Source organism: Kocuria turfanensis, from assembly GCF_001580365.1.
In the GTDB taxonomy this organism is placed as follows: Bacteria; Actinomycetota; Actinomycetes; order Actinomycetales; family Micrococcaceae; genus Kocuria; species Kocuria turfanensis.
In genome coordinates this window covers 1526505-1551521 of record NZ_CP014480.1, presented here as the reverse complement: position 1 = coordinate 1551521, position 25017 = coordinate 1526505, and the positions used below count along the sequence as shown (strand labels likewise).

General features: G+C 73.0%; 24 protein-coding genes and 1 tRNA gene. 16 read left to right on the top strand and 9 right to left on the bottom strand.

Features of this window, described 5'->3' with window-relative positions; translation table 11 throughout:
• The first annotated feature begins 44 nt into the window (after positions 1 to 44).
• Positions 45 to 1121 (top strand): glutathione S-transferase family protein, encoded by a 1077-nt coding sequence (locus AYX06_RS07130; RefSeq protein WP_062735179.1) that lies wholly within the window; start codon positions 45 to 47, stop codon positions 1119 to 1121.
• Between the two features lie 120 nt (positions 1122 to 1241).
• Positions 1242 to 2087, top strand: a complete 846-nt coding sequence (locus AYX06_RS07125) for an HpcH/HpaI aldolase/citrate lyase family protein (protein WP_062735178.1) — start codon at positions 1242 to 1244, stop codon at positions 2085 to 2087.
• A 34-nt stretch (positions 2088 to 2121) separates the two neighbouring features.
• On the opposite strand, the gene AYX06_RS07120 is transcribed toward AYX06_RS07125, so the two are convergent.
• A complete protein-coding gene (locus AYX06_RS07120) occupies positions 2122 to 2838 on the bottom strand; it encodes an HAD family hydrolase (protein ID WP_084271494.1) in 717 nt (238 codons plus the stop codon).
• 135 nt (positions 2839 to 2973) lie between these two features.
• On the opposite strand from AYX06_RS07120, the gene AYX06_RS07115 reads away from it, so the two are divergent.
• The 12 genes from AYX06_RS07115 (at position 2974) to AYX06_RS07060 (ending at position 15767) form a co-directional block, all read left to right on the top strand.
• Positions 2974 to 3966: an LLM class flavin-dependent oxidoreductase gene (locus tag AYX06_RS07115; RefSeq protein WP_062735177.1), complete on the top strand. Its 993-nt coding sequence runs from the start codon at positions 2974 to 2976 to the stop codon at positions 3964 to 3966.
• Positions 3967 to 4037: 71 nt separating this feature from the next.
• Positions 4038 to 5084, top strand: coding sequence for an NAD(P)-dependent alcohol dehydrogenase (locus AYX06_RS07110; protein WP_062735176.1), 1047 nt, complete (start codon positions 4038 to 4040; stop codon positions 5082 to 5084).
• Positions 5085 to 5141: 57 nt separating this feature from the next.
• On the top strand, positions 5142 to 7352 hold the full coding sequence (gene malQ, locus AYX06_RS07105; protein ID WP_062735175.1) for a 4-alpha-glucanotransferase: 2211 nt from the start codon (positions 5142 to 5144) through the stop codon (positions 7350 to 7352).
• A 40-nt stretch (positions 7353 to 7392) separates the two neighbouring features.
• Positions 7393 to 8292: an SGNH/GDSL hydrolase family protein gene (locus tag AYX06_RS07100; protein WP_232319417.1), complete on the top strand. Its 900-nt coding sequence runs from the start codon at positions 7393 to 7395 to the stop codon at positions 8290 to 8292.
• 258 nt (positions 8293 to 8550) lie between these two features.
• Complete coding sequence (gene rpmB / locus AYX06_RS07095) at positions 8551 to 8787, top strand: 50S ribosomal protein L28 (protein WP_047804470.1); 237 nt, start codon at positions 8551 to 8553, stop codon at positions 8785 to 8787.
• Position 8788: 1 nt separating this feature from the next.
• Complete coding sequence (gene rpmG / locus AYX06_RS07090; RefSeq protein WP_017832642.1) at positions 8789 to 8956, top strand: 50S ribosomal protein L33; 168 nt, start codon at positions 8789 to 8791, stop codon at positions 8954 to 8956.
• Positions 8957 to 8960: 4 nt separating this feature from the next.
• Positions 8961 to 9266, top strand: a complete 306-nt coding sequence (gene rpsN / locus AYX06_RS07085) for a 30S ribosomal protein S14 (protein WP_047804469.1) — start codon at positions 8961 to 8963, stop codon at positions 9264 to 9266.
• A 73-nt stretch (positions 9267 to 9339) separates the two neighbouring features.
• Positions 9340 to 9624, top strand: a complete 285-nt coding sequence (locus AYX06_RS07080) for an HU family DNA-binding protein (protein ID WP_047804493.1) — start codon at positions 9340 to 9342, stop codon at positions 9622 to 9624.
• 340 nt (positions 9625 to 9964) lie between these two features.
• Positions 9965 to 10600 (top strand): hypothetical protein, encoded by a 636-nt coding sequence (locus AYX06_RS07075; protein WP_062735174.1) that lies wholly within the window; start codon positions 9965 to 9967, stop codon positions 10598 to 10600.
• 171 nt (positions 10601 to 10771) lie between these two features.
• Complete coding sequence (locus AYX06_RS07070) at positions 10772 to 11386, top strand: copper resistance CopC family protein (protein ID WP_062735173.1); 615 nt, start codon at positions 10772 to 10774, stop codon at positions 11384 to 11386.
• A gap of 281 nt (positions 11387 to 11667) precedes the next feature.
• Entirely contained in the window at positions 11668 to 13830 is a 2163-nt protein-coding gene (locus AYX06_RS07065; RefSeq protein ID WP_062735172.1) for a cytochrome c oxidase assembly protein, read from the top strand.
• Between the two features lie 41 nt (positions 13831 to 13871).
• The gene (locus tag AYX06_RS07060) at positions 13872 to 15767 is read left to right on the top strand and encodes an NHL domain-containing thioredoxin family protein (protein ID WP_062735171.1); all 1896 of its coding nucleotides are present in this window, start codon (positions 13872 to 13874) and stop codon (positions 15765 to 15767) included.
• Positions 15768 to 15919: 152 nt separating this feature from the next.
• Here AYX06_RS07060 and AYX06_RS07055 read toward each other — a convergent pair whose 3' ends face one another.
• A complete protein-coding gene (locus AYX06_RS07055) occupies positions 15920 to 16903 on the bottom strand; it encodes a zinc ribbon domain-containing protein (RefSeq protein WP_062735170.1) in 984 nt (327 codons plus the stop codon).
• Positions 16904 to 17103: 200 nt separating this feature from the next.
• Here AYX06_RS07055 and AYX06_RS07050 point away from each other — a divergent pair, with 200 nt between their 5' ends.
• A complete protein-coding gene (locus AYX06_RS07050; protein ID WP_062735169.1) occupies positions 17104 to 17754 on the top strand; it encodes a hypothetical protein in 651 nt (216 codons plus the stop codon).
• Positions 17755 to 17832: 78 nt separating this feature from the next.
• Here the strand turns inward: AYX06_RS07050 and AYX06_RS07045 are convergent, their stop codons facing one another.
• From AYX06_RS07045 to AYX06_RS07015, 7 genes are all read right to left on the bottom strand, one after another.
• Positions 17833 to 19092 (bottom strand): ABC transporter ATP-binding protein, encoded by a 1260-nt coding sequence (locus tag AYX06_RS07045; protein WP_062735168.1) that lies wholly within the window; start codon positions 19090 to 19092, stop codon positions 17833 to 17835.
• Positions 19093 to 19144: 52 nt separating this feature from the next.
• A complete protein-coding gene (locus tag AYX06_RS07040) occupies positions 19145 to 19978 on the bottom strand; it encodes a carbohydrate ABC transporter permease (protein ID WP_062735167.1) in 834 nt (277 codons plus the stop codon).
• Positions 19979 to 19984: 6 nt separating this feature from the next.
• Entirely contained in the window at positions 19985 to 20977 is a 993-nt protein-coding gene (locus AYX06_RS07035; RefSeq protein WP_062735166.1) for a carbohydrate ABC transporter permease, read from the bottom strand.
• Positions 20974 to 22296, bottom strand: a complete 1323-nt coding sequence (locus AYX06_RS07030; protein WP_062735165.1) for an extracellular solute-binding protein — start codon at positions 22294 to 22296, stop codon at positions 20974 to 20976. The genes AYX06_RS07035 and AYX06_RS07030 overlap by 4 nt, the downstream gene beginning before the upstream one ends.
• 219 nt (positions 22297 to 22515) lie before the next feature.
• Entirely contained in the window at positions 22516 to 23442 is a 927-nt protein-coding gene (locus AYX06_RS07025) for an AEC family transporter (RefSeq protein WP_062735164.1), read from the bottom strand.
• A 111-nt stretch (positions 23443 to 23553) separates the two neighbouring features.
• Positions 23554 to 24000: an aspartate 1-decarboxylase gene (panD, locus tag AYX06_RS07020; protein WP_062735163.1), complete on the bottom strand. Its 447-nt coding sequence runs from the start codon at positions 23998 to 24000 to the stop codon at positions 23554 to 23556.
• Between the two features lie 168 nt (positions 24001 to 24168).
• Positions 24169 to 24239 (bottom strand) — tRNA-Gly (locus tag AYX06_RS07015).
• Between the two features lie 124 nt (positions 24240 to 24363).
• Here AYX06_RS07015 and dcd point away from each other — a divergent pair.
• Positions 24364 to 24939 (top strand): dCTP deaminase, encoded by a 576-nt coding sequence (gene dcd, locus AYX06_RS07010; RefSeq protein WP_047804492.1) that lies wholly within the window; start codon positions 24364 to 24366, stop codon positions 24937 to 24939.
• The last annotated feature ends 78 nt before the right edge of the window (positions 24940 to 25017 follow it).

The following is a 25017-nucleotide window of genomic DNA, read 5'->3' as shown; positions in this document are numbered from 1 at the left end:
CGCCGGCGACCCGCCGTCCGGCAGCGCAGCCCCGAGGAGCCAGCATGTCCCCACGCACCACCCGTCAGTCCCAGCACAGCACCGCCGGCGCCTACGTGCACCCGGGGGAGGAGTTCACCCGGGACACCACCTACATCGAGGACCGGATCGTCCGCGACCCGGAGCGCGCCCGGCTGGGCGAGGGGGCCCGCGCCTGGCCGGTGGAGGCCGGTCGCTACCGGCTCGTCGCCGCCCGGGCCTGTCCCTGGGCCAACCGCACCCTGATCGTGCGCCGCCTGCTGGGGCTGGAGGACGCCCTCTCGGTGGGGCTGCCCGGTCCGGTGCACGACGCCCGGTCCTGGACCTTCGACCTCGATCCGGACGGCCGGGACCCCGTCCTGGGCATCGAGCGGCTCCAGGAGGCGTACTTCGCCCGCTACCCGGACTACCCGCGGGGCATCACCGTGCCCGCCGTCGTGGAGATCGCGAGCGGGAAGGTGGTGACCAACGACTTCGCCCAGCTCACCGAGGACCTCGCCAAGGAGTGGACCGCCTTCCACCGGGAGGGCGCCCCGGACCTCTGGCCGGCCGAGCTCGAGGACGAGATGCGGCAGGTCATGCGGCGGGTCTACACCGAGGTCAACAACGGCGTGTACCGGTGCGGCTTCGCCGGCTCCCAGCAGGCCTACGAGAAGGCCTACGAGCGGCTGTGGGCGGCGCTGGACTGGCTCGAGGAGCGCCTCGCCACCCGCCGCTACCTCATGGGCGAGCACATCACCGAGGCCGACGTGCGGCTGTTCACCACCCTCGTGCGCTTCGACCCGGTCTACCACTCCCACTTCAAGTGCTCGCGGAACAAGCTCACCGAGATGCCGCACCTGTGGGGCTACGCCCGGGACCTCTTCCAGACCCCCGGCTTCGGGGATACCGTGGACTTCCAGCAGGTCAAGGAGCACTACTACATCGTCCACGAGGACATCAACCCGTCCCAGATCGTGCCGGCGGGGCCCGACCTGCGCAACTGGGTCTCCGCGCACGGCCGGGAGGCCCTCGGCAGCTCGCCCTTCGGCGCGGGGACCGCGCCGGGCCCCGTCCGCCCCGAGGAACGGGTTGACCGACGTCACACCCCCCTGGCCGTCTGAGCGGCGTCCCACCGCGGCGCGCCGCCTAGACTGGTCAGCTGGTGCGGTCCGGGTCCGCGCACCAGGAGGCGGACCGCCGGGCCCTCCGCCCTCCGCCCCTCGTCCCGGAAAGGACCTCCCGTGGCCCCCTACCGCAACCAGCGCGCCGCCGCGCTGCCGGCCCGCCTGTCCCGCTCGTGGCTGCTCACCTCCGCCGCCGACCCGTCCGTCTTCCCGGCGGCGCTCGCGTCCGAGGCCGACTCGGTCGTCTTCGACATCGAGGACGCGATCCCGGCCGACGGCAAGGACCAGGCCCGGCGCAATGTCGTGGAGGCCCTGGAGGCCGGTGCGAGCGCCTGGGTGCGGATCAACGACATCACCACGCCGTACTGGGAGCAGGACCTGGCCGCGCTGAGCCGGGTGGGGCGCCTGCGCGGGATCATGCTCGCGAAGACCGAGCACCCCGACCACATCACCAAGACCGCCATGATGGCGCCGGCCGGCACGCCGGTGGTGGCGCTGATCGAGTCCGCCGTGGGCATCATGAACGCCAACGACATCGCGCGGGCGCCGGGCGTGTTCCGGCTCGCGTTCGGGGTCGGCGACTTCCGCCGCGACACCGGCGTCAGCGCGGACCCGATGGCCCTGGCCTTCGCGCGCTCGAGCCTCGTGGTCGCCTCCCGCGTGGGCGAGCTGCCCGGGCCCATCGACGGACCGACCCTGGGCGCCTCCGGGGAGGAGCTCGCGCAGGCGTGCGCGGTGACCCAGTCGATGGGCATGACGGGCAAGCTGTGCCTCGACCCGGACCAGACGGACGGGATCAACCGCAACCTCGCTCCGAGCGAGCAGGAGATCACCTGGGCGCGCGAGCTCATCACGCAGCACGACTCCGGGCACGTCGTGGGCGACGGCAGCTACCTGCCCCGCCTGGCCCGGGCGCGCAAGGTCTCCGAGCTGGCCCAGACCTACGGGATCTGGAACCGCTGAGCCGACCGGGCGGGACGCCGGGTCGGCGTCCCGCTCAGCCCAGCCAGCGGGCCACGAGCACCCGGAACGCCGGATCCGTCAGCGACGCCACCCGGTGGTGGGCCGGCACGGGGTCCCCGTCCGGGACCGAGGGCACGGCCACGACCACCAGTCCCGCCGCCACGGCCGAGGACGCGCCCACCGCGGAGTCCTCCACGGCCAGCGCCTCCGCCGGGGCGAAGCCCAGCCGCCGCACGGCCTCGGCGTAGATGTCCGGGGCGGGCTTGCCGTGCGCCACGTCCTCCGAGGAGACCCACGTGCTGAGGTGCGGGGCGAAGCCCGCCTGCTCCAGCTTCACCCCGAGGATCGTGCGCGTGGAGTTGCTGGCCACGGCCACCGGCAGCCGCTGCGCGAACTCCCGCACGGTCTCCAGCGCGCCCGGCAGGGGGACGATCTGACCGGTCAGGGTCTCCTCCTCGGTGCGCAGCACGTCGGCGTGGACCAGGGCGCGGTCGGCCCCGGCGGCGTCCGCGATCGCCGTGGCCACGTCCGCCGCGGACCAGCCCATCATGGCGCGCTCCATCGCGTCGGTGTAGGCCAGCCCGTGGCGCTGCGCCACGGCGCGCTGGACGCGGGCCCAGTTGGCCTCCGTGTCCATCAGGATCCCGTCGCAGTCGAAGACCACGCACGCCGGCGACCAGTCCGCGGCGGGCGCGGACAGCCCGGGGTGGGCCGGGGACGGCGAGGTGGTCCGGGGCGGGAAAGTCGTCATGGTCCCATCGTGCCTCACGCGGGCCGGACCGTCGCCGGGATGTGAGGAGGGCAACGGCGCGGAATAAGCGTCCCGGCCCGGGGTGTTGCCGCCACCGGATCCCTTCGTGCCCCTCCCCGACGGAAGAAGCCGCCCGTGCCCACCACGCCCCGCATCCCGCTGTCCGCCCTCGACCTCGTGCCCCGGTCCGAGGGGCGCACCACCGCGGACGCCCTCCGGGAGGCCGTGGACCTCGCCCGCCGGCTCGACGCGTCCGGCTACCGGCGTCTGTGGTACGCCGAGCACCACAACACGGAGGCGTTCGCCTCCTCCGCCACGGCGGTGCTGATCGGCCAGGCGCTGGCCGCCACCGAGCGCATCCGCGTGGGCTCGGGCGGGATCATGCTCCCCAACCACGTCCCGCTGACCGTGGCCGAGGCCTTCGGCACGCTCGCCAACCTCTACCCCGGCCGGGTGGAGCTGGGCCTGGGCCGGGCGCCGGGCACCGACATGCGCACCGCGCTCGAGCTGCGGCGCGGGCACGCCGGCCACGACACCTTCGAGTCCGACGTCCGCCGGCTGGTGCGGCTGTTCGGCGGCCAGGAGCAGGAGGTCGTGCGGGCGCCCGTGGCCCGGGACACGGACGTGCCCCTGTGGATCCTCGGCTCCTCCACGGGCGGCGCCGAGGTCGCCGCCCGGCTCGGCCTGCCCTACGCGTTCGCCTCCCACTTCGCCCCCGCCATGATCATGGACGCGATCGCCCTCTACCGGCAGCGCTTCGACGCGGACGCCCCGACCGCCACGGTGGAGCGCCCGTACGTGGTGGTCGCGGCGAACGTCCTGGCCGCGGACACCGACGAGGAGGCGCGGCGGCAGTTCAGCACCCACCAGCTGCTCGTGCGCGGGATCGCCCGCAACGACCGGCGCCCGCTGCAGCCGCCCACCGAGCGCGTGGAGCTGACCGCGGCGGAGGCGAGCATGGTCCAGGAGCACCTGGCCGTCTCGGCGGTCGGCACCCCCGACCGGGTGGTCGCCGAGCTGGAGCAGGTCGTCGAGATCACCCGCGCCGACGAGCTGATGCTCAACAGCTATGCTCACGACGCCGAGGTGCGCGCCCGCTCGTACGAGCTGGTGGCCCGCGCCTGGTAGCAGCCCGCGTGCCGGTCCGCACCGCACCCCCACGACCTTCCGCACGACCCGTCCCACGACAGGAGCACCCCATGACCACGTTCCCCGCCCTCGAGGCCGTCTCCGCCGACTCCGGCTTCCGCCGCACCACGATCGAGCGCCGCCCGGTGGGCGCCCACGACGTCGAGATCGAGATCGACTACGCCGGGATCTGCCACTCCGACATCCACACCGTCCGCGACGAGTGGGGCGGCGCCCGGTACCCCGTCACCCCCGGCCACGAGATCGTGGGCCGCGTGCGCGCGGTGGGGGACCAGGTCACGGGCTTCACGGCCGGCGACACCGTCGGCGTCGGCTGCTTCGTCGACTCCTGCGGGCGCTGCGACCAGTGCACCCAGGGCCTCGAGCAGTTCTGCGCCGAGGGCGTCGTGGCCACCTACAACACCGCCCTGCCGGACGGGAGCGCCACGCGCGGCGGCTACAGCGCGGGCATCGTCGTCGACGAGCGCTTCGTGCTGCGCGTGCCCGAGGCCCTCGACCCCGCGAAGGCCGCCCCGCTGCTGTGCGCCGGGATCACGACCTACGCCCCGCTCAAGCGCTGGGGCGCGGGTCCCGGGAGCAAGGTCGCGGTCGTGGGCATGGGCGGGCTGGGCCACGTGGCGGTGAAGATCGCCGCGGCCATGGGCGCCGAGGTCACCGTCCTGAGCCAGAGCCTGTCCAAGCAGGAGGACGGGCTCGCCTTCGGGGCCACCGACTACTTCGCCACGAAGGACCCGGAGACGTTCGAGCGCAACCGGGGCCGCTTCGACCTGATCATCAACACCGTCTCCGCGGACCTGCCCATCGAGGACTACCTGTCCCTGCTGCGGGTCAACGGCGTGCTCTGCTCGGTGGGCCTGCCCACCGAGCCGTACAGCGTCCGCCCCGGCGCGCTCATCGCCCCGCAGCGCGTGCTCACCGGCTCGATGGTCGGCGGCATCCCCGAGCACCGGGAGATGCTCGAGTTCTGCGCCGAGCACGGCGTCGAGGCGGAGATCGAGCTGATCGGCGCCGACGAGGTCGACGCCGCCTACGACCGGGTGGTCGCCTCGGACGTGCGGTACCGCTTCGTCGTCGACGTCGCCCGGACCCTGGCGTAGCGGCCGGGATCATCAGCACCCTGCGACTCGGGGCGGGCTCTGGCTAGAGTGGTCCCCATGGCCGACACCACCAGCACTGCCGACCCCCTGCACCGGCTCGCCGAGGCGTACCGGGTCTCCACGACCTACTCCGGGTTCGACGGCCGGGAGCGGGAGGTCCCGGACGCCACGCTGCGCGCCGTCCTCGACGCCCTGGGCGCCGACGCCGGCGACGACGACGCCGTCGAGGCCTGCCTGGCCCGGCGGGAGCTGGCGCCGTGGCGGCGGGTGCTGCCGCCCGTCGTCGTCGCCGTCGAGGGCGCCCGCACCCGCTTCGCGGCCCACGTCCCGCACGGCTCGGCCGTGCACGTCTCCCTCGTGGGGGAGGACGGGACGCGGACCACGGCCCCGCAGGCCGACAGCCGGCCCTCCCCGCGCGACGTCGACGGGGTGCTCACCGCGGAGGTCACCTTCGAGGTCCCCGAGGACCTCGGCCCGGGCTGGTACGAGGTCCGGGCCGAGTGCCCCGACGTCGACGGCGGGCGGCCCGTCACCACGCCGCTGGCGGTGACCCCGCGCCGGCTCTCCACCACCGACCGGCTGCACGGCCGGCGGCGCTGGGGCTACATGGCCCAGATCTACTCGGTGACCTCGGGGCGCTCCTGGGGTGTGGGGGACGTCTCGGACCTGGCGAGCCTCGCGGCGGTCTCCGGGGAGCAGGGTGCGGACTACCTGCTGGTCAACCCGCTGCACGCCGCCGAGCCCACCCCGCCGGTGGAGCCCTCGCCGTACCTGCCCACCAGCCGCCGGTTCTTCAACCCTCTCTACCTGCGCATCGCCGAGGTCCCCGAGTACGCCTACCTGCGCCCGGCCGACCTCGAGGTGGTCAACACGCTCGCCGCCATCCAGCGCAGGGAGAACCTCGACACCAGCACCATCGACCGGGACAAGGCGTACGCGGCCAAGCTGAAGAGCCTCGAGCTGCTGTTCACGGTCCGCCGCTCCCCGCACCGCCAGCAGCAGCTGCGCCGGTTCGTGGCCGAGGGCGGGCAGGGCCTGCAGGACTTCGGCCTGTGGTGCGCGCTGCGGGAGGAGCTCGGCGAGGACGCCCCCGAGTGGGGCGACGTCGCCGCGTCCCCGGCCGCCCCCTACGCGGCCGAGGCGCGGACCCGGCTGTCCCACCGGATCGACTTCTACGTGTGGATGCAGTGGCTGCTCGACGAGCAGCTCGAGTCCGCCCAGCGCGCCGCCCACCTGGCCGGGATGGACATCGGCGTGATCCACGACCTCGCGGTCGGCGTGCACAAGCAGGGCGCCGACGCGTGGATGCTGCAGGACGTGCTGGCATCCGGGGTCAGCGTGGGCGCGCCCGCGGACATGTACAACCAGAAGGGCCAGGACTGGTCCCAGCCCCCGTGGCACCCCGAGCGCCTCGCCGAGGCCGGCTACCTGCCCTGGCGGGACATGCTGCGCACCATCTTCCGGCACGCCGGCGGCATCCGGGTGGACCACGTCCTGGGCCTGTTCCGGCTGTGGTGGATCCCGGACGGCCAGGAGGCCTCCGAGGGCGCCTACGTCTACTACGACCACGAGGCGATGGTGGGCATCCTGGCGCTCGAGGCCGAGCTCGCCGGGGCCGTGGTGGTCGGCGAGGACCTGGGCACCCTGGAGCCGTGGGTGCGGGAGTACCTCGCCGAGCGCGGCGTGCTCGGGACCTCGATCCTGTGGTTCGAGATGGACGGCGACGAGCCCCTGCCGCCGGCGCGGTACCGGGAGCTGAGCATGGCCTCCGTCAGCACCCACGACTTCCCGCCCACCGCGGGCTTCCTCCAGGGGGTGCAGGTGGACGTGCGCGAGCAGCTCGGTCTCCTGGCCCGCCCGGTGGAGGAGGAGCGCGCCGAGGCCCGGAAGCAGCTGGACACGTTCTTCGCCGCCGTGGCCGCGGACGGGCTCCTGCCCGAGGGCGAGGCGACGGGCGAGCAGGCCCGGGTCGAGGCGCTGCACCGCTGGCTGGGCCAGGCCCCGGCGCTGCTGTTCAACGTCTCCCTCGTGGACGCGGTCGGCGAGCGGCGGATGCAGAACCAGCCCGGCACCGGCGACGAGTACCCCAACTGGCGGATCCCCCTGGCCGACGGGGCGGGCAACCCCGTCCTGATCGAGACGCTGCCGGAGAACGCGCGGGCCAACTCGCTGGTCCGTGCGATCAACGAGGCCCTCGGCACCCGTCCGCGCTTCCAGGGCGTGGGGGAGCCGGCGCAGCCGCAGCACACCGACCGCACGGCGCCCTGAGCCCGGGCCGCCCCCACCCCCCCCGAACGGAGCACACCGCATGACGGAGCCGACGGCGCCCCGCCCTGCCCCTGTCCCGCCCGCCCGGCCCATCCGGTACGTGGCCCTGGGCGACTCGATGACCGAGGGCGTGGGCGACCCCGACCCCGCCCGCCCCAACGGCGTGCGCGGCTGGGCGGACCTCGTGGCCGAGCAGCTGACGGCCGCCCACCCGGACACCCGCTATGCGAACCTCGCGGTCCGCGGACGCCTGCTGCGCGGGATCGTCGAGGGGCAGCTGGACGCGTGCCTGGCCCTGGAGCCGACCCTGGTGAGCCTCTACGCCGGCGGCAACGACATGCTCCGCCCGCGGGCGGACGTGGACGGCCTCATGGAGGTCTACGAGCAGGCGGTCGCCCGGCTGCGCTCCTCCGGCGCCGAGGTGGTGCTGTTCACGGCCTTCGACCCCGGCCGGGACGCGCCCACGTCCTGGACCCGTCCCCGGCAGGCCCTGTACAACGAGCACGTCCGCGAGATCGCCGACCGGCACGGGTGCCGGGTGCTCGACTACTGGCGGATGCGCGCGCTGCAGGACTGGCGCTACTGGGCGGTGGACCGGCTGCACATGTCCACCGCCGGGCACACCTACGTGGCCGCCCGGATGCTCGAGCTGCTCGGCGTCGCGCACACGCTGGAGCTGCCGCCCACGGACCAGCTGCCCGTCACCGCCAGCCCGGGCGTGCTCAAGGAGGACCTGTACTGGGCCCGCGAGTACCTGCTGCCCTGGATCGGGCGCCGGCTGCGCGGCACGTCCTCCGGGGACGCCGTCGCCGCCCGTCACCCCGGGTGGACGACCCTGCTCCCGCGGGCCGTGGTCCCCGCCGGGCCCGCGCCCCGCGGGGCCGCCGGTTTGCGGGGGTCCGGGGAGCCGGTAGACTGGCCAGAAGCTGGTCACGCCTGACGTCAGGTTGCGGGGAAGTCCGTACGGGCCTAGACTTCAAGGCTGTCGTGGGGTGCTGTCCACCTTCCGGCACCTTGATCTTCACCGTCTTCATCGTGGCGAGGCCTTCGCCGGTTCCGACCGCGGGTCTCACGAGAGGGCCCGGTTGGCGAACGGTGGCAATTCTGAAGGTGACGGGACGCTCGCGGCCGCAGGTGAGTGATCATCCTGCGGCTCCCACTGCGTGCCGTCATTTCGTCAACATTGGAGGAGAACACTATGGCAGCGCACTGCCAGGTGACCGGAGCTCAGCCGGGCTTTGGGCACAGCATTTCGCACTCGCACCGCCGTACCAAGCGCCGGTTCGACCCGAACATCCAGAAGAAGCGTTACTGGGTGCCGTCCTTGCGGCGCAGCGTGACGCTCAACGTCAGCGCCAAGGGCATCAAGGTCATCGACGCCCGCGGCATCGACGCTGTCGTGACCGACATGATCGCACGTGGGGAGAAGATCTAGCATGGCCAAGGACAAGGACGTTCGTCCCATCATCAAGCTGAAGTCCACCGCCGGCACCGGTTTCACCTACGTGACCCGCAAGAACCGCCGCAACGACCCGGACCGCATGGTGCTCAAGAAGTACGACCCGGTCGTCCGCAAGCACGTCGATTTCCGCGAGGAGCGCTGAATCCATGGCCAAGAAGTCCAAGATCGCCAAGAACGAGCAGCGCAAGGTCGTCGTCGAGCGCTACGCCGCGAAGCGTGCCGAGCTGAAGAAGACCCTGGTCGACGAGAACGCCACCGACGAGGCCCGCGAGGCGGCTCGCCTGGGCCTGCAGAAGCTGCCCCGCGACGCCTCCCCGGTCCGCCTGCGCAACCGCGACCAGATCGACGGGCGCCCCCGCGGCACCATCCAGAAGTTCGGCATCTCCCGCGTCCGTTTCCGCGAGATGGCGCACCGTGGCGAGCTGCCCGGCATCTCGAAGTCCAGCTGGTAATTTCTGACGCAGGAGCGCGACCGGTTCCCGGTGCCGCGCTTCCCCACGACCCCAAGTCCAGGAGGACATGAACATGGCTAAGAACCGCAGTGAACTCGTCGCCGAGGTCGCCGAGAAGGCCGGCACCACCAACGCCGCCGTCAACGGGGTGCTGGACGCGCTGTTCCAGGTCTTCGAGGAGTCCGTCTCCGCCGGTGAGAAGATCACCATCCCGGGCTGGCTGGCCGTCGAGCGCACCGACCGCGCCGCGCGCACCGGTCGCAACCCGCAGACCGGTGAGACCATCGAGATCCCGGCCGGCCACGGCGTCAAGCTGACCGCTGGTTCCAAGCTCAAGGCGGCCGTGTCCAAGAAGTAGGGACACCCGCGGGTCCGTCCTGGACCTTCTCCATGGCTTCGTCCGAAGGGGCGGCCCCCACCGGGGCCGCCCCTTCGCCGTGCCGGGGGCCCGGTGCGCGGTCCCTGTCCCGTGCCGGGGCGCCGGGTCTGCGCGGGGTCGTGCGTGCATCCGTGGGGCCCGGACGCCCGGTCCGGGCGGCGCGGTCTGCGGGAGGTCGTGCCCCCGAGCTTCCGAGCTTCCGTGCCTCCGTGGTGCCGGGGCGCCCGGGGCCGGTCCGCCGCGACTGGCCCGGCTCCGGCGGTGCCGCGCATAATGGGAGCACCGACCGACCGGCCGGCGATCCGAGGGGAGGGGGCGCGTGAGCCCACGTGCACGCCGTCTCGCCCGCGGCTGGGCCGGTGCGGCTCTGGCCACCTCCGCGGCCGCGGCCTCCCACACCGTCGCGGGCGGTCAGCCCCCGCCGGCGCTGCTCGTACTCCTGTCCCTGGCCCTGTCCGGGCCGCTGTGCATGGCCCTGGCCGGCCGGGCGCTGTCCCGGTCCGCGCTGGTGCTGAGCGTGCTGCTCAGCCAGTCCCTGTTCCACGCCCTGTTCGCCGCGTCGGGCACCGTCGGCGCCGTCACGGACGCCTCCCACCACGGGGCGGCCGGGGGCGGACCCGTGCTCGTGCTGCAGGCCGGCCCGCACCCGGAGCACGACGGGCCCGTCATGCTCACGGCCCACGTGCTGGCCGCGCTCGCCGGATACGCCCTCATGCGCCACGGAGAGGTCGCGGCCGTGGTCCTCCTGGAGGCCCTGCGGCTGCGCGTGCGGCGGCTGTGGCGGACCCTGTTCTCCCCGGTGGTCGCCGGCCGTCCGCGGGCGGTGCGGCCGGGACACCCGCACGCGCTCACCGACCAGTCGCTGCTGCGCCCCGTGCGCTCCCACCGTGGGCCGCCGCGCCCTCGGCGCCGGCTCCTGCCCCCGGCCGGACCCGCCCTGCTGCCCGTCGGCTGACCCGGCCGGTGCCGCGGCGGGGTCCCGGAACCGGACAGCGGCGGGACGAGCGGCGCCCCGTGCTCGCCGCCGACCGCCCCGGTCCGGCGGCCCCGAACCACCGGCACACCGACGCCCCCGCACCGACGGCCGACCGATGCCCTGCCCGGGCCCCTCGAGGAGACACCACCCATGCGCACCGCACGACACAGCACACCAGGCACCGCACGACACACCACAACAGGCGCCGCACGAGGCGCCGCACGAGGCGCCGCGGCCCTGCTGGCGGCGGGCGCCCTCACCGTCCTGACCGCCCTGCCCGCCTCCGCCCACGACGAGCTCACCGGTGTGAGCCCGGAGCCCGGCGCCACTCTCACGACCGCCCCGGGAGAGCTCGAGCTGACCTTCTCCGGCCAGGTGATGAACATCGGCCACCAGGTGCAGGTCACCGACTCCGAGGGCCGCTCCGTGACGGACGGACCGCTCGAGACCGAGGGGAACCGGATCGTCCAGCCCCTGGCCGACGCCGGCCCGGACGACCAGACCTACCAGGTCGTCTGGCGCGTCGTCTCCAGCGACGGGCACCCCATCGAGGGCACCTTCGCCTACGAGGTCGGCGCCGGGTCGGAGCCGTCCCCCGGCGTGACGCCCACGGCCGAGGTCCCCGAGGAGCCGGCCGAGGAAGCCGCGGCCCAGGCCTCGACCGGGGACACCCCGCTCTGGCTGGTCGCGGTTGCCGGAGCGGCGGTCGCCCTGGCCGTGCTCGGCGCCGTGAGCCTCGTCTCCCGGCGGCGCCGCGGGGACTGACCGGGGTGCCGCGCATCGCCGGCAGGATCCCCGGCCCGGTCGCTGAGCGGGCAGGATCCCTGCGCCGGCCGTTGAGCGGGCAGGGCGACTGCTCCGGCAGGACCCCTGCGACGCCCGCTCGACCGGGCTCCGCGCCCGGCCGGCACAGCCGCCGGGCCGGCGCCCGGGCGGGGCCGCCGGGCCACCGTCCGGGAGCTGCCCCCGGGGCCGGGCGGATTTGCGCTGCGGGGGACAATGGATGGAGCCGCCCCGACGGGGGAGGCGGAAGAAGGAGATGCACCATGAGCACGAGGACGGCCGAGCGCGCCGACCACGGCACCGCCGCGCGCGCGGGCGGACGCGGGCTGGACCCCTGGCTGCTCGCGGCCGTGCCCGTCGTGGCCCTCACGGCGCTCGTCGTGGCCATGGTCTGGACCGGGTCGGGCGCCGCCCGGCTGGCCGCCGATCCCGGGGCGCTGGTGCGCTGGGGCCTGCCCGCCGCCGAGCTGGTGCACAACAGCGCCCTGGTCGTCGTGATCGGCGCGCTGCTGTTCGCCGTCGGGATCGTGCCCAGCACCCGGCGCGCCGGCCGCGCCGGGACGGGCACGGACGGCGGGAACGCGGCACCGGAGCACCCGCTGTTCACGACGACGCTGCGCCTGGCCGAGGCCGCGGCCGCGGTGTGGACCGTGGCGGCCCTGGCGGTGCTCGTGCTGTCCTACTCCGACGTCGCGGGCGTGCCCGTGGGCGGGGACGGCACCTACACCCAGCAGCTGCTGCACTACGCCACGGACATCCCCACGGGGCAGGCGCAGACGGCGATCGTCGTGACGGCGGCCGTGGTGACCACCCTCGTGTTCGGGATCCGGGCGCCGCTCGGGCTGCTGCTCACCCTGGCCCTGTCCTGCACGGCCCTCGTGGCGATGGCCCTCAACGGTCACTCCGCGGGCGGCAACGACCACATGGGCGCCGTCAACTCCCTGGGCCTGCACCTGCTGGGGGTGTGCCTGTGGACCGGCGGCCTGGTGGTGCTCGCCTGGCTCTCGCCGCAGCTGAGCGCCCCGGACGCCGGCACCGGCACGCTGCCGGAGGGCGCCGCCCGCGGCCGGACGGCGGCCGGCCCCCGGGACCGCGCGCCGATCGCGGCCGTGGTGCTGCGCCGCTTCTCCGCGGTCGCGTTCGGCGCCTTCTTCCTGGTGTTCCTCTCCGGAACCGTCAACGCCGCGGTGCGGATCGGGTCCTGGGACCAGCTCACGAGCGGCTACGGGGGACTGGTGCTCGTCAAGGCCGCCCTCACGCTCGCCCTGGGCGGTGCCGGGCTGGCCCACCGCCGGTGGCTGGTGCCCGCGCTGGAGGCCGGCCGGCTCACGGCCCGCCGCGCCGTGTGGCAGCTGGTGCTCGGGGAGCTGCTGCTCATGGGCGCCGTCATGGGGATCGCGGTGGCCCTGTCCCGGACGGCGCCGCCGGTGCCCGAGGAGCTGGCCCCGGACGCCTCCCCGGCCCAGATCCTCACCTGGTACGAGCTGCCGCCGGAGCCCACCGCCGCCTCATGGTTCACCACGTGGCGCGTCGACTGGCTGTGGCTGGCCGTGTGCCTGTTCCTCGCCCTCGTCTACCTCTGGGCGTTCGTGCGGGTGCGCCGCCGCCGGGACTCCTGGTCGGTGCTGCGCACCCTGTCGTGGCTGACCGGTCTCCTCGCGCTGTTCTACATCACCTCCGGCGGGGTCGCCGTCTACGGCCGGGTGCTGTTCTCGGCGCACATGGTCGAGCACATGGCGCTGACCATGGTGGTGCCGATCTTCCTGGTCCTGGGCTCGCCGGTCTCCCTGCTGCTCAAGGCCCTGGAAGCCCGCCGGGACGGCAGCCGCGGGCCCCGCGAGTGGATCCTGCGCCTCGTGCACTCCACGTTCGGCCGGATCGTGACCCATCCGATCTTCGCCGCCGTGAACTTCGCCGCCTCGATCGTGGTCTTCTACTTCACCCCGCTGTTCCACTTCACGCTGCACTACCACGTGGGCCACGTGTTCATGGTCACGCACTTCCTGATCACCGGGTACCTGTTCATGCTCGTGCTCATCGGCAGCGACCCCATCCCGTACCGTCCCGGCCACATGATGCGCCTCGTCATGCTGCTCGCCACGATGGTCTACCACGCCTTCGTCGGGGTGGCCCTGATGGGCTCGGACACCCTGCTGCAGGCCTCCTGGTTCGGCAACACCGGGCGGGACTGGGGCCGGTCGGCCATCGAGGACCAGCAGTTCGGCGGGGCCCTCATGTGGGGGATCGGCGAGTTCCCCACCGTCGTCGTCGCCGTGGTCGTCGCCGTCCTGTGGGCGCTGGCGGGCGGCAAGGAGAACCGCCGCGTGGACCGCCAGGCGGACCGCACCGACGACGCCGAGCTCAAGGCCTACAACGACATGATGGCCCGACTCGCGGAGCGCGACGACCGCGCCGCCCGCCGCTGAGTCCCGCCCCCATCGCACCCACCCGAAAGGACCCTTCCTCCATGCGCCTCACCTCCCGCGTCCGCGCCTCCGAACTGCAGGGCCGCGCCTGGCTCAACACCGGCGGCCAGGACCTGGACCTCGCCGCCCTGCGCGGCAAGGTCGTGATCCTGGACTTCTGGTCCTTCTGCTGCATCAACTGCCTGCACGTGCTCGACGAGCTGCGGCCCCTCGAGGAGCGCTTCTCCGACGTCCTCGTCACCGTGGGGGTGCACTCCCCGAAGTTCGAGCACGAGGCGGATCCGGAGGCGCTCGCCGCGGCCGTGGACCGCTACGAGGTCCACCACCCGGTGCTCGACGACCCCGAGCTCACCACGTGGGACGCCTACACCGCCCGGGCCTGGCCCACCCTCGTGGTGGTGGACCCCGAGGGCTACATCGTGGCGCACCTGTCCGGGGAGGGCCACGTCCAGGGCCTGGTCTCCCTCGTGGAGGAGCTCGTGGCCGAGCACGAGGCCCGGGGCACCCTGCACCGCGGCGACGGCCCCTATGTCCCGCGCCCCGCGCCCGAGGGCGACCTCCGCTTCCCCGGCAAGGTGCTCCCGCTGCCGGACGGCTCCTTCCTCGTCTCGGACACCGGCCACCACCGCCTCGTCCAGCTCGGCAACGACCTCGAGACGGTCCAGCGCGTGATCGGCGCCGGGCAGAAGGGCCACGAGGACGGGGACGCGGCGACGGCCCGCTTCACCGAGCCCCAGGGCCTGACCCTGCTGCCCGAGGACGTCCGGGCGGTCGTCGGGTACGACGTGGTCGTCGCCGACTCCGTGAACCACCGGCTGCGCGGCGTGGACCTGGCCACGGGCACGGTGCGCACGGTCGCCGGCAGCGGCGTCCAGCGCCTGCTCGACGAGGAGCGCGCCCGCGGCGCGGAGCCCAACGCCGTGCCCGTGGGCGCGGACCCGCTGACCGTGGCGCTGTCGTCGCCCTGGGACGTCGTGTGGTCCACCCGGGCCGGCCGGCTGCTGGTGGCCATGGCCGGCACCCACCAGCTGTTCTCCTTCGACCCGCGCAGCGGGCAGCTCGCCGTGCTCGCCGGCACCGGGGACGAGGGGCTCAAGGACGGGCCCGCCGCGGAGGCGTGGTTCGCCCAGTCCTCGGGGCTCGCGGAGGACCACCTCGGCAACGTGTGGATCGCCGACTCGGAGACCTCGGCGCTGCGCGTGCTGCGCTTCGACGACGACGGCGCCGTCGCGGTCGAGACCGCCGTGGGCGAGGGGCTGTTCGACTTCGGCTTCCGCGACGGCGACGCCGGGCAGGCGCGGCTGCAGCACTGCCTCGGGGTGGCCCAGCTGCCCGACGGCTCCGTGGCCGTGGCCGACACCTACAACGGTGCCGTGCGCCACTACGATCCGCGGACGGGACAGGTGGCCACCCTGGCCCGCGGTCTGGCGGAGCCCTCGGACGTGCTGCTCGACGTCTCGGGCGGGGAGCCGCTGCTCGTGGTCGTCGAGGCCAACGCGCACCGCCTGGTCCGCGTGCCGATCCCCGCCACCGCCCAGCGCGTGGACGAGGGGGCCTCGCAGACCCAGCGCGCCCGCACGAAGCTGGCGCCGGGGGCGCTCGCGATCGACGTGCGCTTCGCGGCCCCGACGGGGCAGAAGCTCGACGACCGCTGGGGCGACCCGACCCAGCTGAAGATCTCCTCCTCCCCGGAGGGGGCGCTCGTGGCGGGCGGCGGCACGGCGCAGGGCCTGCGCCGGGAGCTCGTGCTCGCGGACGGGGTCACCGAGGGCGTCCTGCACCTGACCGCGCGCGCCGCGGCCTGCGACGGCGAGCCCGGCGGGGAGATCCCCGACCACGCGGCCTGCCACCTGTACCAGCAGGACTGGGGGATCCCGTTCGTGCTGGACCCCGAGGGGGAGACCGAGCTCGTCCTGGACCTGCGCGGGGTCAACTGAGCCGGCCCGTCCCGGGCCGCCGTTCCGGGACTTCCTCTGCGGGGTCCCGGAACGGTCCGGTCCTCCCGCTGCGGGCTGCCACTTCGCCGGGGGCCGTTCCGGCTCGGGCCGGACGCTCGTCCCGGCCGGGCGGGGTGACCCGCACCGTGCTGTCAGCCGCGCGGGGTGACCCGCACGGTCGAGTCGTCGACGGCGAGGTCCGCCGCGACCTCGAACGGCACCGTCCGCTCGAGCCGTTCGACCTCGCCGGTGAACAGGTCCAGGGAGTCGAACTCGATCCGGGCGGTGCCCCGCGCCGACTCGAGGGACCAGCCGCGGCCGCCCCGCGTGCCCACCACGATCCGCGGGTCCGGATAGGACTCGATCGTCCACTGCACGTCCCCCTGGACCCGCCCGTCGAACTCGTAGGAGAACGGGCAGCCCGCCGGGAAGAGGGTGTTCTGCTCGGCGCAGCCGTCGAGGTGCTCCTTCAGCTGCCGGTCCACCTCCTCCTCGAGGGCCGCGGTGGGCCGGGGCTCGAGCACGACCTCCGCATCCTGGCCCGGGGCGGTCAGCGTGGTGCTGACCGGATCGGCCTCGACCAGCTCGGAGGTGTAGGAGGCCGTGTAGGTCCCCGGGAAGAACGCGGAGAACTCCCCGGCGGAGTCGGGCAGCGCCACGGACATGCCGTTGATGTCCACGGAGGTCACCCCCGGCAGGCTGACCGTCAGCGTGGGCAGCGGGGTCTCGTCGAAGGCCCAGACCGTGAAGAAGCCCCACTGCGTGTCCACCGGGTGCAGGCTGAACTCGGAGCTGTGCCGCTCGCCGCCGAGGCTGTAGTCGGCGCGCACCACGGCCTGCTCGCCGTCGTTGCTCACGGTGGACACCTCGAGGTCCTCGAGCTCCTCGGCCGAGGCCTCCAGCGGGTCACCGTCGAGCATCGCGGCGTTGGCCTCGGGCACGCTGGCGTTGAGCAGCCCCAGGGCCCGCCCGCCGTCGCCGTCCTGCAGGTCCTCGAAGTACGCCCGCACGTCCGTCTCCGGGCCGTACATGTACTTGTTGACCAGGGCGATGGTGACGGCGGCGGCCGCCATCCCGAGCAGCACGAGGAACAGCCAGGCCCCGAGGGCCTTGAGCACGCGGGCGTTGGACTCCATCCGTTCACGCTAACCGATCCCCATCCCGCCCGCCCGCCACGGGGCCGCACGGACGCCCGGGACGCACGGACCCGCCCGGGCGGGTACGCTGGCGTGCCGCGGCCCTTCCCGGTCGCCGCCCTCGTTCGCGGCCCTGGTTCGCTGCGCTCGTTCGCCGTCTCCCGCACGCTGTCCCCGTTCCCCGTCTGGAGCTGACTCCCATGGCCGACGCCGTCCGGCAGGTCCCCGAGAAGTACGGTCCCGTCCGTGCCGTGCTCCGCCCGCGGCTGGGCTCCTACGGCCGGCGCCTGCTCGCCTGCCTCGCCCCGATGCTCGCCGGCGCGGTGCTCCTGCTGCTCCTCTGGTCCCGGCGACCGGGCCCGGCCGTGGCGGTCGTGCTGCTGGGGCTCGTGCTCGTGGCCGCCCTGGCCTGCTGGCTGCGGCTGCGCCCCGCGCTCGTCGTGCGGACCGACAGCCACGTCCTGCGCTCCCGCACCGTGGGCTTCGCCGCCACGCCCCTCGAGAGGCTCGACTCCGTGGTCACGGTCGGGGCCCTGCACCGCTCGGCCGACAGCCCGCGGCGCGCCGGCCGGCCCCACCTGTGGGCCGCCGACCGGGCGGGCCGCCGCGTGTTCGCCCTGGACGGCGGCGTGTGGGACGGGCGCGCCCTCGAGGAGGTCGCCGAGGCCCTGGGCGCCCCCCGCACGCACGTGGAGCAGCTCACGGCCGGACAGGCCGCCGCGCGCTGGCCGCGGCTGGTGCCGTGGCGGCTGCGGCACCAGCGGCTGTGCTCGGCCGCGTCCTCGGCGGCGGTGATCGGCGTCCTCGCGCTCTCCGTGTGGCTCTCCCTGGACCTGCCCGGCACGGGCTGACGGGCGGGTGCCACCACGACGAAGGAGCCTGCCCCCGGTGACGCCGGGGGCAGGCTCCGCTGGTGTCGGCTCGGTGGCTCAGCCGGCCGCGGCCAGCTCCTGGCGGGCCCGCTCGATCTCGGCCTTGCGCTCCTCGACCGCCTCACGGGTCAGCTCGGCACCGGCCTCCGCGTCCCGGGTCAGGTTCTCCCCGGTCTCGGGGTCGAAGACGTGCATCCGGCGGGTGTCGACCCAGATCCGGCCCTTCGCCCCGCCGCGGATGCGTGAGGTGGCGTCCAGCTCCACGACGATCTGCGGGTGCATCTCGTCCCCGTCCAGGTCCTGCGCCAGCTCGTCGAGCTTCGCCTTGACCTCGGGGTCCTGCTGGTAGTTGATGTAGCCGTACTGCTCGTTGCCCATCCACTCCGTGTGGGTGAACTCGGCGTCGAAGGTCGTCCCGCGGGAGACCTTCGCCTCGTCCACGAACTTGGCGTCCTCGAAGTGCTCCGGGCGCAGGCCCAGCAGCACGATCCTGCCGTCCCCGGGGAGCTTGCCCTTGGCCTGCTCCGGCACGGGGAAGTCGCCGAGCGGGGTGTCGAACACGTCGCCCCGCACGTGCGCCGGGAGGAAGTTCATCGACGGCGAGCCGATGAACCCCGCCACGAACAGGTTGGCCGGCTGTTCGTAGAGCTCCCGCGGCGAGGCGATCTGCTGCAGGATGCCCTTCTTGAGCACGGCCACCCGGTCGCCGAGGGTCATGGCCTCGGTCTGGTCGTGGGTCACGTACACGGAGGTGATGCCCATCCGCCGCTGCAGCTGGGCGATCTCGGTGCGCATCTGCCCGCGCAGCTTCGCGTCCAGGTTGGACAGGGGCTCGTCGAACAGGAACGCGTCCGCGTCCCGCACGATCGCCCGGCCCATCGCCACTCGCTGGCGCTGACCGCCGGAGAGGTTGGCCGGCTTGCGCTCGAGGTGCTCGTCGAGGTCCAGGGTCGACGCCGCGTGGCGCACCTTCCGGTCGATCTCCTCGTCGGAGAACTTGCCCTTGGACAGCCGCAGCGGGAACGCGATGTTCTCGTAGACGGTCAGGTGCGGGTACAGCGCGTAGTTCTGGAACACCATCGAGAGGTTCCGCTCGCGCGGCTCCTTCTCGTTGACGCGCTGGCCGTTGATCAGCAGGTCCCCCGAGGTGATGTCCTCGAGGCCCACGATCATCCGCAGCAGCGTGGACTTGCCGCAGCCGGAGGGCCCCACGAGGATGAGGAACTCGCCGTCGGCGATGTCGATCGAGACGTCGTTGACCGCCGGGAAGCCGTCGCCGTACTTCTTGACGAGATGATTGAGGGTGATGGATGCCATCTGGGACTCAGTCCTTCGTTCGGTTCGGGAAATGCACGGGAGGCGGGCGGGCTCAGCCCTTGACCGCGCCCTGGGTCAGCCCGGAGACGATCTGGCGCTGGAAGAGCAGCACCAGGAGCACCACCGGGATGGTGACGACGATGGCCGCCGCGGAGATCGCGCCCGCCGGGTCCTCGAACTGCGAGGCGCCGGTGAAGAACGCCAGCGCCGCGGGCACCGGGCGGGCGGCCTCGGTGGAGGTCAGGCCGATGCCGTAGACGAAGTCGTTCCAGGCGATGAAGAACGCGATGATCGCGGTGGTGAAGACGCCCGGCAGGGCCAGCGGCACGATCACCTTGCGGAAGGCCTGCCAGGTGGTGGCGCCGTCGACCTGGGCCGCCCGCTCCAGGTCCCACGGGATCTGCTGGAAGAACGCGGTCAGGGTCCAGATGGAGATCGGCAGGGTGAGCGAGAGGTAGGGGATGATCAGGCCGGGCCACGTGTCGTAGAGCCCGATCTGGCGCCACAGGTTGAACAGCGGGGTCACGATCGAGACGACGGGGAACATGGACACGGCCAGGGCGACCGTCAGGATCATCTTCTTGCCGGGGAAGTCCAGGCGGGCGATCGCGTAGGCGCACAGCGTGGCCAGGACCACGGCGATGGCCGTGGCGATCAGGCAGATGCCGATCGAGTTGATCAGCGACGGCACGAACAGGTCACGGGCCTGCCCCACGAAGATGGACGAATAGTTCTCCCCGACCCACTGGGTGGGCAGGAACTTCCCGGACGTCAGGTCCGCCGGCGTCTTGAAGGACGTCATGAGGATCGAGGCGACGGGGAACAGGGCGTAGAACAGGACCAGGACCGAGACGACGGCCCAGCCGACCTTCTGCTTGGTGGACATGGGCGGTTACCTTCCCTTCCCGGCGCCGGCGAGGTCGACCTTGAACACCTTGATGGCGATGAAGGCGATCAGCAGCACGCAGACGAACAGGATCACGGAGATCGCGGAGCCGAGCCCGATCTCCAGTCGGCCGATGGAGGTTCGATAGGCGAGCAGGGACAGCGTCTCGGTGCCGTACTGGCCCTGGGTCATGATGAAGATGTTGTCGAAGATGCGGAACGCGTCCAGGGCACGGAACACGACCGCCACCATGATCGCGGCCTTCATGTTGGGCAGGATCACCCGGGACATGCGCTGCCACCACGTGGCGCCGTCCACGCGGGCGGCCTCGGTGTACTCGCTGGGGACCTGGGCGAGGCCCGAGAGCAGCAGCAGCGAGATGAACGGCGTGGTCTTCCAGATCTCGGAGGCCATGATCACGAACAGGGCCGGCCACTGGGAGGCGAACCAGTTGAAGTCCGGGCCGATGCCCGGCAGCCAGGAGAACCAGTTGTTGATGTAGCCGGTGGTGATGTCGAACGCGTAGAACCAGGCGAAGGCCGAGACCACCGTGATGATGCCGTAGGGCACCAGGATCGCGGTGCGCAGCAGCCCGCGGGTGTTGCGGATCGCGTTGTTCATCACGAGGGCGAGGGCGAAGCCCAGGACGAGCTCCACCACCACGGTGACGATCGTGATGAGCACCGTGATCCACAGGTCCCGCCAGAACACCTGGTCGGTGAGGACCGTGGCGTAGTTGCCGAGGAAGACGAACTCCTTCTCCCCGGGGGCCGTCAGGCGGAAGGAGAAGAGGGAGTCCCACAGGGCCTGCAGGATCGGGTACATGGTGACCAGCAGCATCATGATGAACGCCGGGCCGGCGAGCATCCAGCCGAGCTTGCGCTCCGACCGGGCCCGGTCGGACATCACCGGCTTGGCGCTGCGCCGTCCCGTCACGGGTGCCGGTGCGGCCTCCCGTGGACCGGTGCCGGGAGCATTGGGGTTGACGACGGTGCTCATAGCAGCTGCTCTCCTTTCAGGACGGACTCGATGAACTCGGCGGTCATCCGGGGTGTGTCCTCCGTGACGGACGCCGGCGGGGTCCACTCCTGCTGGATGGCGGTGGAGACCTCGTTGTAGAACGGCGTCTGGGGACGCGGCGCCGCGTTGTCGAGGGACTCCCGGATGGTCTCGTACATCGGGTAGGCCTCCCGGACCTCGGGGTCCTCGTAGGCGGCCTCGGACGCGGCCGGGTTGCCGTTGCTCACGAAGTAGTAGGCCTGGTTCTCGGGCTGGACGATGCACTCCACGGCCTCCCAGGCCAGCTCCTGGTTCTCGGAGGTGGAGCCCACGCCCAGGTTGATGCCGCCCAGCGGGGGAGCGGAGGGCTCGCCCTCGTCGACCCGGGGCCACAGGGCCCAGCCGATGTCCTCGTACACGGACTGGTCGACCGTCCCGCCCTCCACGGCGGCCGCGGTGGCCGCGTAGATGAAGGGCCAGTTGACCATGAAGGAGCCGTCGTCGGACTGGAACTGGATCATCGAGGCGTTCTCGTCGGCGGTCGGAAGGCCCGGACCGCCGAGCCCGTCACGGCCGATGGTGCCGACGATCTCCGCGGCCTTCCGGCCCGCCTCGCTGTCCAGGCCGATGGAGATCTCGTCGGAGGGCGCCTCCGGGTTCTCCACGATGGACCCCCCGGCGGACTCCACGAGGCCGTTGACCCACACCGTCATCGACTCGGCCTGCGTGCCCTGCACCCCCAGGTACTTCTCCTGCTCCCGGGCGGCGTCCATGATCTGCTTCCAGGTCACCGGCTCGTCCATGTTCAGGCCGGCGGCCTCCGCCACGGACTCCCGGTACCAGAGCAGCTGCGTGTTGGCCCAGAACGGGACGGACACCAGCTCGTCCTTCCACTTGGCACCCTCGAGGGGACCGGCCAGGACGTCCTGGGTGGTGGCCTGCTCGACGTCGCCGGGCACGGGGGCCAGGAAGCCGGGCTCGGCCAGTTCGGGGATGAAGGGCGGGTCCAGGCTCATGATGTCCATCGAGGTGTCCCCGGCGGCCAGACGCCGGGCGAGCTGCTCGCGCTGGGAGGCGGCGTCGCGGGGCAGCAACGAGGTCTCGATGTTGTACCGGCCCCCGGACTGCTCCGAGCACTGCTGGGCCAGCTCCGCCTGTCCGCCGGCGTCCGGGTTGATGTACCAGGTCAGGGTCGGGGTGCCGCCGGCGTCGGCGTCACCGCAGCCCGTCAGGATCAGGGCGCCCACGGCGCCCAGGGCTGCGGCAGCGCTGCGCCGTCGCCTCCCGGGGGCCCTGTGGGGGTGTGAGGTGGTGGTCAACGGTCTGTTCCTCCCCTTCGGCGATGTGGCGGCCCGCGAGGGGCGCCGACGGGGCCCGGTGGGGCCTGCACGGCGGGACGGTCGGGTGGTGCGTGCTGCCGGGTGACCACCCCTGCGCGGAGCTTCAGTCTATGAGTGCGTTACCTCACAGACCAGTAACCTGTGTTTTTGCGAACGGACGTCGTATGTGCATGCCGGGCCACGGCCCGCACGTGGGGGTCAGGCGAGCAGCAGCGCCACGCCGGCCATGGTCAGCATCGCGACCACGGTGGTGAGGAGCACCGTGTCGCGGCACAGCTGCTCGGCGCGGCCGTAGCGCACCGCCGCCACGTAGATGTTCTGGGCGGTGGGCAGCGCCGCCATCACCACCACGGCGTAGAGCAGGTGCCCGTCCAGACCCAGGACGAAGCGGGCGAACAGGAACGCCAGCACCGGGTGCAGCACCAGCTTCAGCCCGGCGGCCAGCACCACGTCCCGGCGCGGGCTCGCCCCGGCCCGCAGCGGGGAGGCGCCCACCAGGGAGATGCCGAAGGCCATCAGCATCGCCGGGATGGAGGCCCCGGCCACCAGCTCCACCGGTTCGTGCACGACCTCGGGCAGCCGCCAGCCGGTCACCGCGAACAGCATCCCCAGCCCGGAGCCCATGATCATCGGGTTGGTCACCACGTTGCCCAGGACGTTGCCGAGGCTCGGCCGGCGGCCGTCGGTCAGCACATCCATGATCGTCAGGTACACGGGGGTGTTCAGGGCCAGCTGGAACAGGATGACGGGCACCACCATGGTCGCGTCCCCGAGCACGAACGTGGCGATCGGGATGCCGAGGTTGGCGGAGTTCACCTGGGAGGCGGCCTGGGCGCCCATCACGGTGGTCGCCGCGTCCCGGTGCAGCACCCACCGGGCGAGCCCGGCGTGCACGAGGGCGGTGGCCACCGCCGAGACGGCCGCCACCAGCAGCGGGGCGGAGAGCAGGCGGCCGATGTCGGCCTCGGAGATGGTCAGGAACAGCAGCGGCGGGCTGGCCACGTAGAAGGCGAACTTGCTCAGGACCAGCTGCCCCTGCGGTCCCAGCACCCGGCGGCGGCCCACCACGTATCCGGTGCCGATGACGGCCCACACGATGAAGAACCCCGAGAACACTCCGGCCACGGGTTCCTCCTCGGACTGTCGGGACCCGCGGGATCGGGCCCCTACAGTTCTATCCCATGCCGGAGGGCCCTCCGGGCAGGACGTCCCGGGGGACGGGCGGCGCCGGCCGGGTCAGCCCAGCGGGAGGTCGGCCCGTGCCGCGGCGAGGGTCCGGGAGAGCGGGGGGCGGGCGACGCCGTCGAGCAGGGACTCGGCGGGATCCGCGCCGAGGTCGGCGATCCGGTTCTGCGCGTCCACGTGCACCACGCGGGGCACGTGGGTGCGCGCCTCGGCGTCGTCCATCTGGGCGTAGCTGATGAGGATGACGATGTCACCGGGGTGCACGAGGTGCGCCGCGGCGCCGTTGATCCCGACGACGCCGGAGCCGCGCTCGCCGGCGATGGTGTAGGTCTCCAGCCGGGCGCCGTTGGTGACGTCCACGATGGAGACGAGCTCGCCCGGCAGGATGTCGGCGGCGTCCAGGAGGTCCTGGTCCACGGTGACCGAGCCGACGTAGTGGAGATCGGCCTGGGTCACGACGGCCCGGTGGATCTTGGCCTTGAACATGGTGCGCAGCATGACGGGAGATCTGCTCCTCGTGGGCGGGGTGCGGGATCCGGCTCCGGTCGAGCACCGGAGCCTCGGGCACCAGTGCCTGTCGAGGGTCACGGTGCGGGAACATTCTACCGGGCCGTCCCGGGCACGACGAACGCCCCGGCCGTGGGGGCGCGGGGCGTTCGGTGCGAGAGCGGCTGACGGGAATCGAACCCGCGTATCAGGCTTGGGAAGCGTGCGCTCTACCATTGAGCTACAGCCGCGCATCCGTGGTCCGTCCGGTGCGTGCACCGGACGGGGACACCACAACACTGTACACGATCTGCCGCGGCCGGTCAGGACCGGGCAACGGGGTCCGGGGGAGCGGGGTGCGCTACCTTGGGAACCGTGCTGATCTCTGACCGCGACATCCGCCGTGAGCTCGACGGCGGCCGGGTCGTCCTCGAGCCCTACGACCCCGCCCTGATCCAGCCGGCCAGCATCGACGTGCGGCTGGACCGCTGGTTCCGGCTCTTCGACAACCACAAGTACGCGCACATCGACCCCTCGGTGGAGCAGCCGGAGCTCACCCGCCTCGTGGAGGTCGACCCGGAGGAGGCCTTCGTGCTCCACCCCGGGGAGTTCGTTCTCGGCTCCACCTACGAGAAGGTGAGCCTCCCGGACGACATCGCCGCCCGCCTGGAGGGCAAGTCCTCTCTGGGCCGGCTCGGGCTGCTGACGCACTCCACCGCCGGGTTCATCGACCCGGGCTTCTCGGGGCACGTCACGCTCGAGCTCTCCAACATGGCGACGCTGCCCATCAAGCTGTGGCCCGGCTCCAAGATCGGGCAGCTGTGCTTCTTCCGGCTGTCCTCGCCCGCCGAGCACCCGTACGGGGACGGCGCCTACGCCAACCGGTACCAGGGACAGCGGGGCCCGACGGCGTCGCGCAGCCACCTCGGGTTCTCCCGCACCCGCATCTGAGGACCGGGCTGCCACCCGGACCCCGGTCCCGTGCCGGGCGGCCGGACCCCGCGGGAGGCCCCGTTCCGTGCCGGGGCG

Bases quoted from the DNA above. Each gene is read 5' to 3' on its own strand.
- AYX06_RS07130 (WP_062735179.1), top strand. From the start codon at position 45: ATGTCCCCACGCACCACCCGTCAGTCCCAGCACAGCACCGCCGGCGCC.
- AYX06_RS07120 (WP_084271494.1), bottom strand. From the start codon at position 2,838: ATGACGACTTTCCCGCCCCGGACCACCTCGCCGTCCCCGGCCCACCCC.
- AYX06_RS07110 (WP_062735176.1), top strand. From the start codon at position 4,038: ATGACCACGTTCCCCGCCCTCGAGGCCGTCTCCGCCGACTCCGGCTTC.
- malQ (WP_062735175.1), top strand. From the start codon at position 5,142: ATGGCCGACACCACCAGCACTGCCGACCCCCTGCACCGGCTCGCCGAG.
- AYX06_RS07100 (WP_232319417.1), top strand. From the start codon at position 7,393: ATGACGGAGCCGACGGCGCCCCGCCCTGCCCCTGTCCCGCCCGCCCGG.
- rpmB (WP_047804470.1), top strand. From the start codon at position 8,551: ATGGCAGCGCACTGCCAGGTGACCGGAGCTCAGCCGGGCTTTGGGCAC.
- rpmG (WP_017832642.1), top strand. From the start codon at position 8,789: ATGGCCAAGGACAAGGACGTTCGTCCCATCATCAAGCTGAAGTCCACC.
- rpsN (WP_047804469.1), top strand. From the start codon at position 8,961: ATGGCCAAGAAGTCCAAGATCGCCAAGAACGAGCAGCGCAAGGTCGTC.
- AYX06_RS07080 (WP_047804493.1), top strand. From the start codon at position 9,340: ATGGCTAAGAACCGCAGTGAACTCGTCGCCGAGGTCGCCGAGAAGGCC.
- AYX06_RS07070 (WP_062735173.1), top strand. From the start codon at position 10,772: ATGCGCACCGCACGACACAGCACACCAGGCACCGCACGACACACCACA.
- AYX06_RS07065 (WP_062735172.1), top strand. From the start codon at position 11,668: ATGAGCACGAGGACGGCCGAGCGCGCCGACCACGGCACCGCCGCGCGC.
- AYX06_RS07060 (WP_062735171.1), top strand. From the start codon at position 13,872: ATGCGCCTCACCTCCCGCGTCCGCGCCTCCGAACTGCAGGGCCGCGCC.
- AYX06_RS07055 (WP_062735170.1), bottom strand. From the start codon at position 16,903: ATGGAGTCCAACGCCCGCGTGCTCAAGGCCCTCGGGGCCTGGCTGTTC.
- AYX06_RS07050 (WP_062735169.1), top strand. From the start codon at position 17,104: ATGGCCGACGCCGTCCGGCAGGTCCCCGAGAAGTACGGTCCCGTCCGT.
- AYX06_RS07045 (WP_062735168.1), bottom strand. From the start codon at position 19,092: ATGGCATCCATCACCCTCAATCATCTCGTCAAGAAGTACGGCGACGGC.
- AYX06_RS07040 (WP_062735167.1), bottom strand. From the start codon at position 19,978: ATGTCCACCAAGCAGAAGGTCGGCTGGGCCGTCGTCTCGGTCCTGGTC.
- AYX06_RS07035 (WP_062735166.1), bottom strand. From the start codon at position 20,977: ATGAGCACCGTCGTCAACCCCAATGCTCCCGGCACCGGTCCACGGGAG.
- panD (WP_062735163.1), bottom strand. From the start codon at position 24,000: ATGCTGCGCACCATGTTCAAGGCCAAGATCCACCGGGCCGTCGTGACC.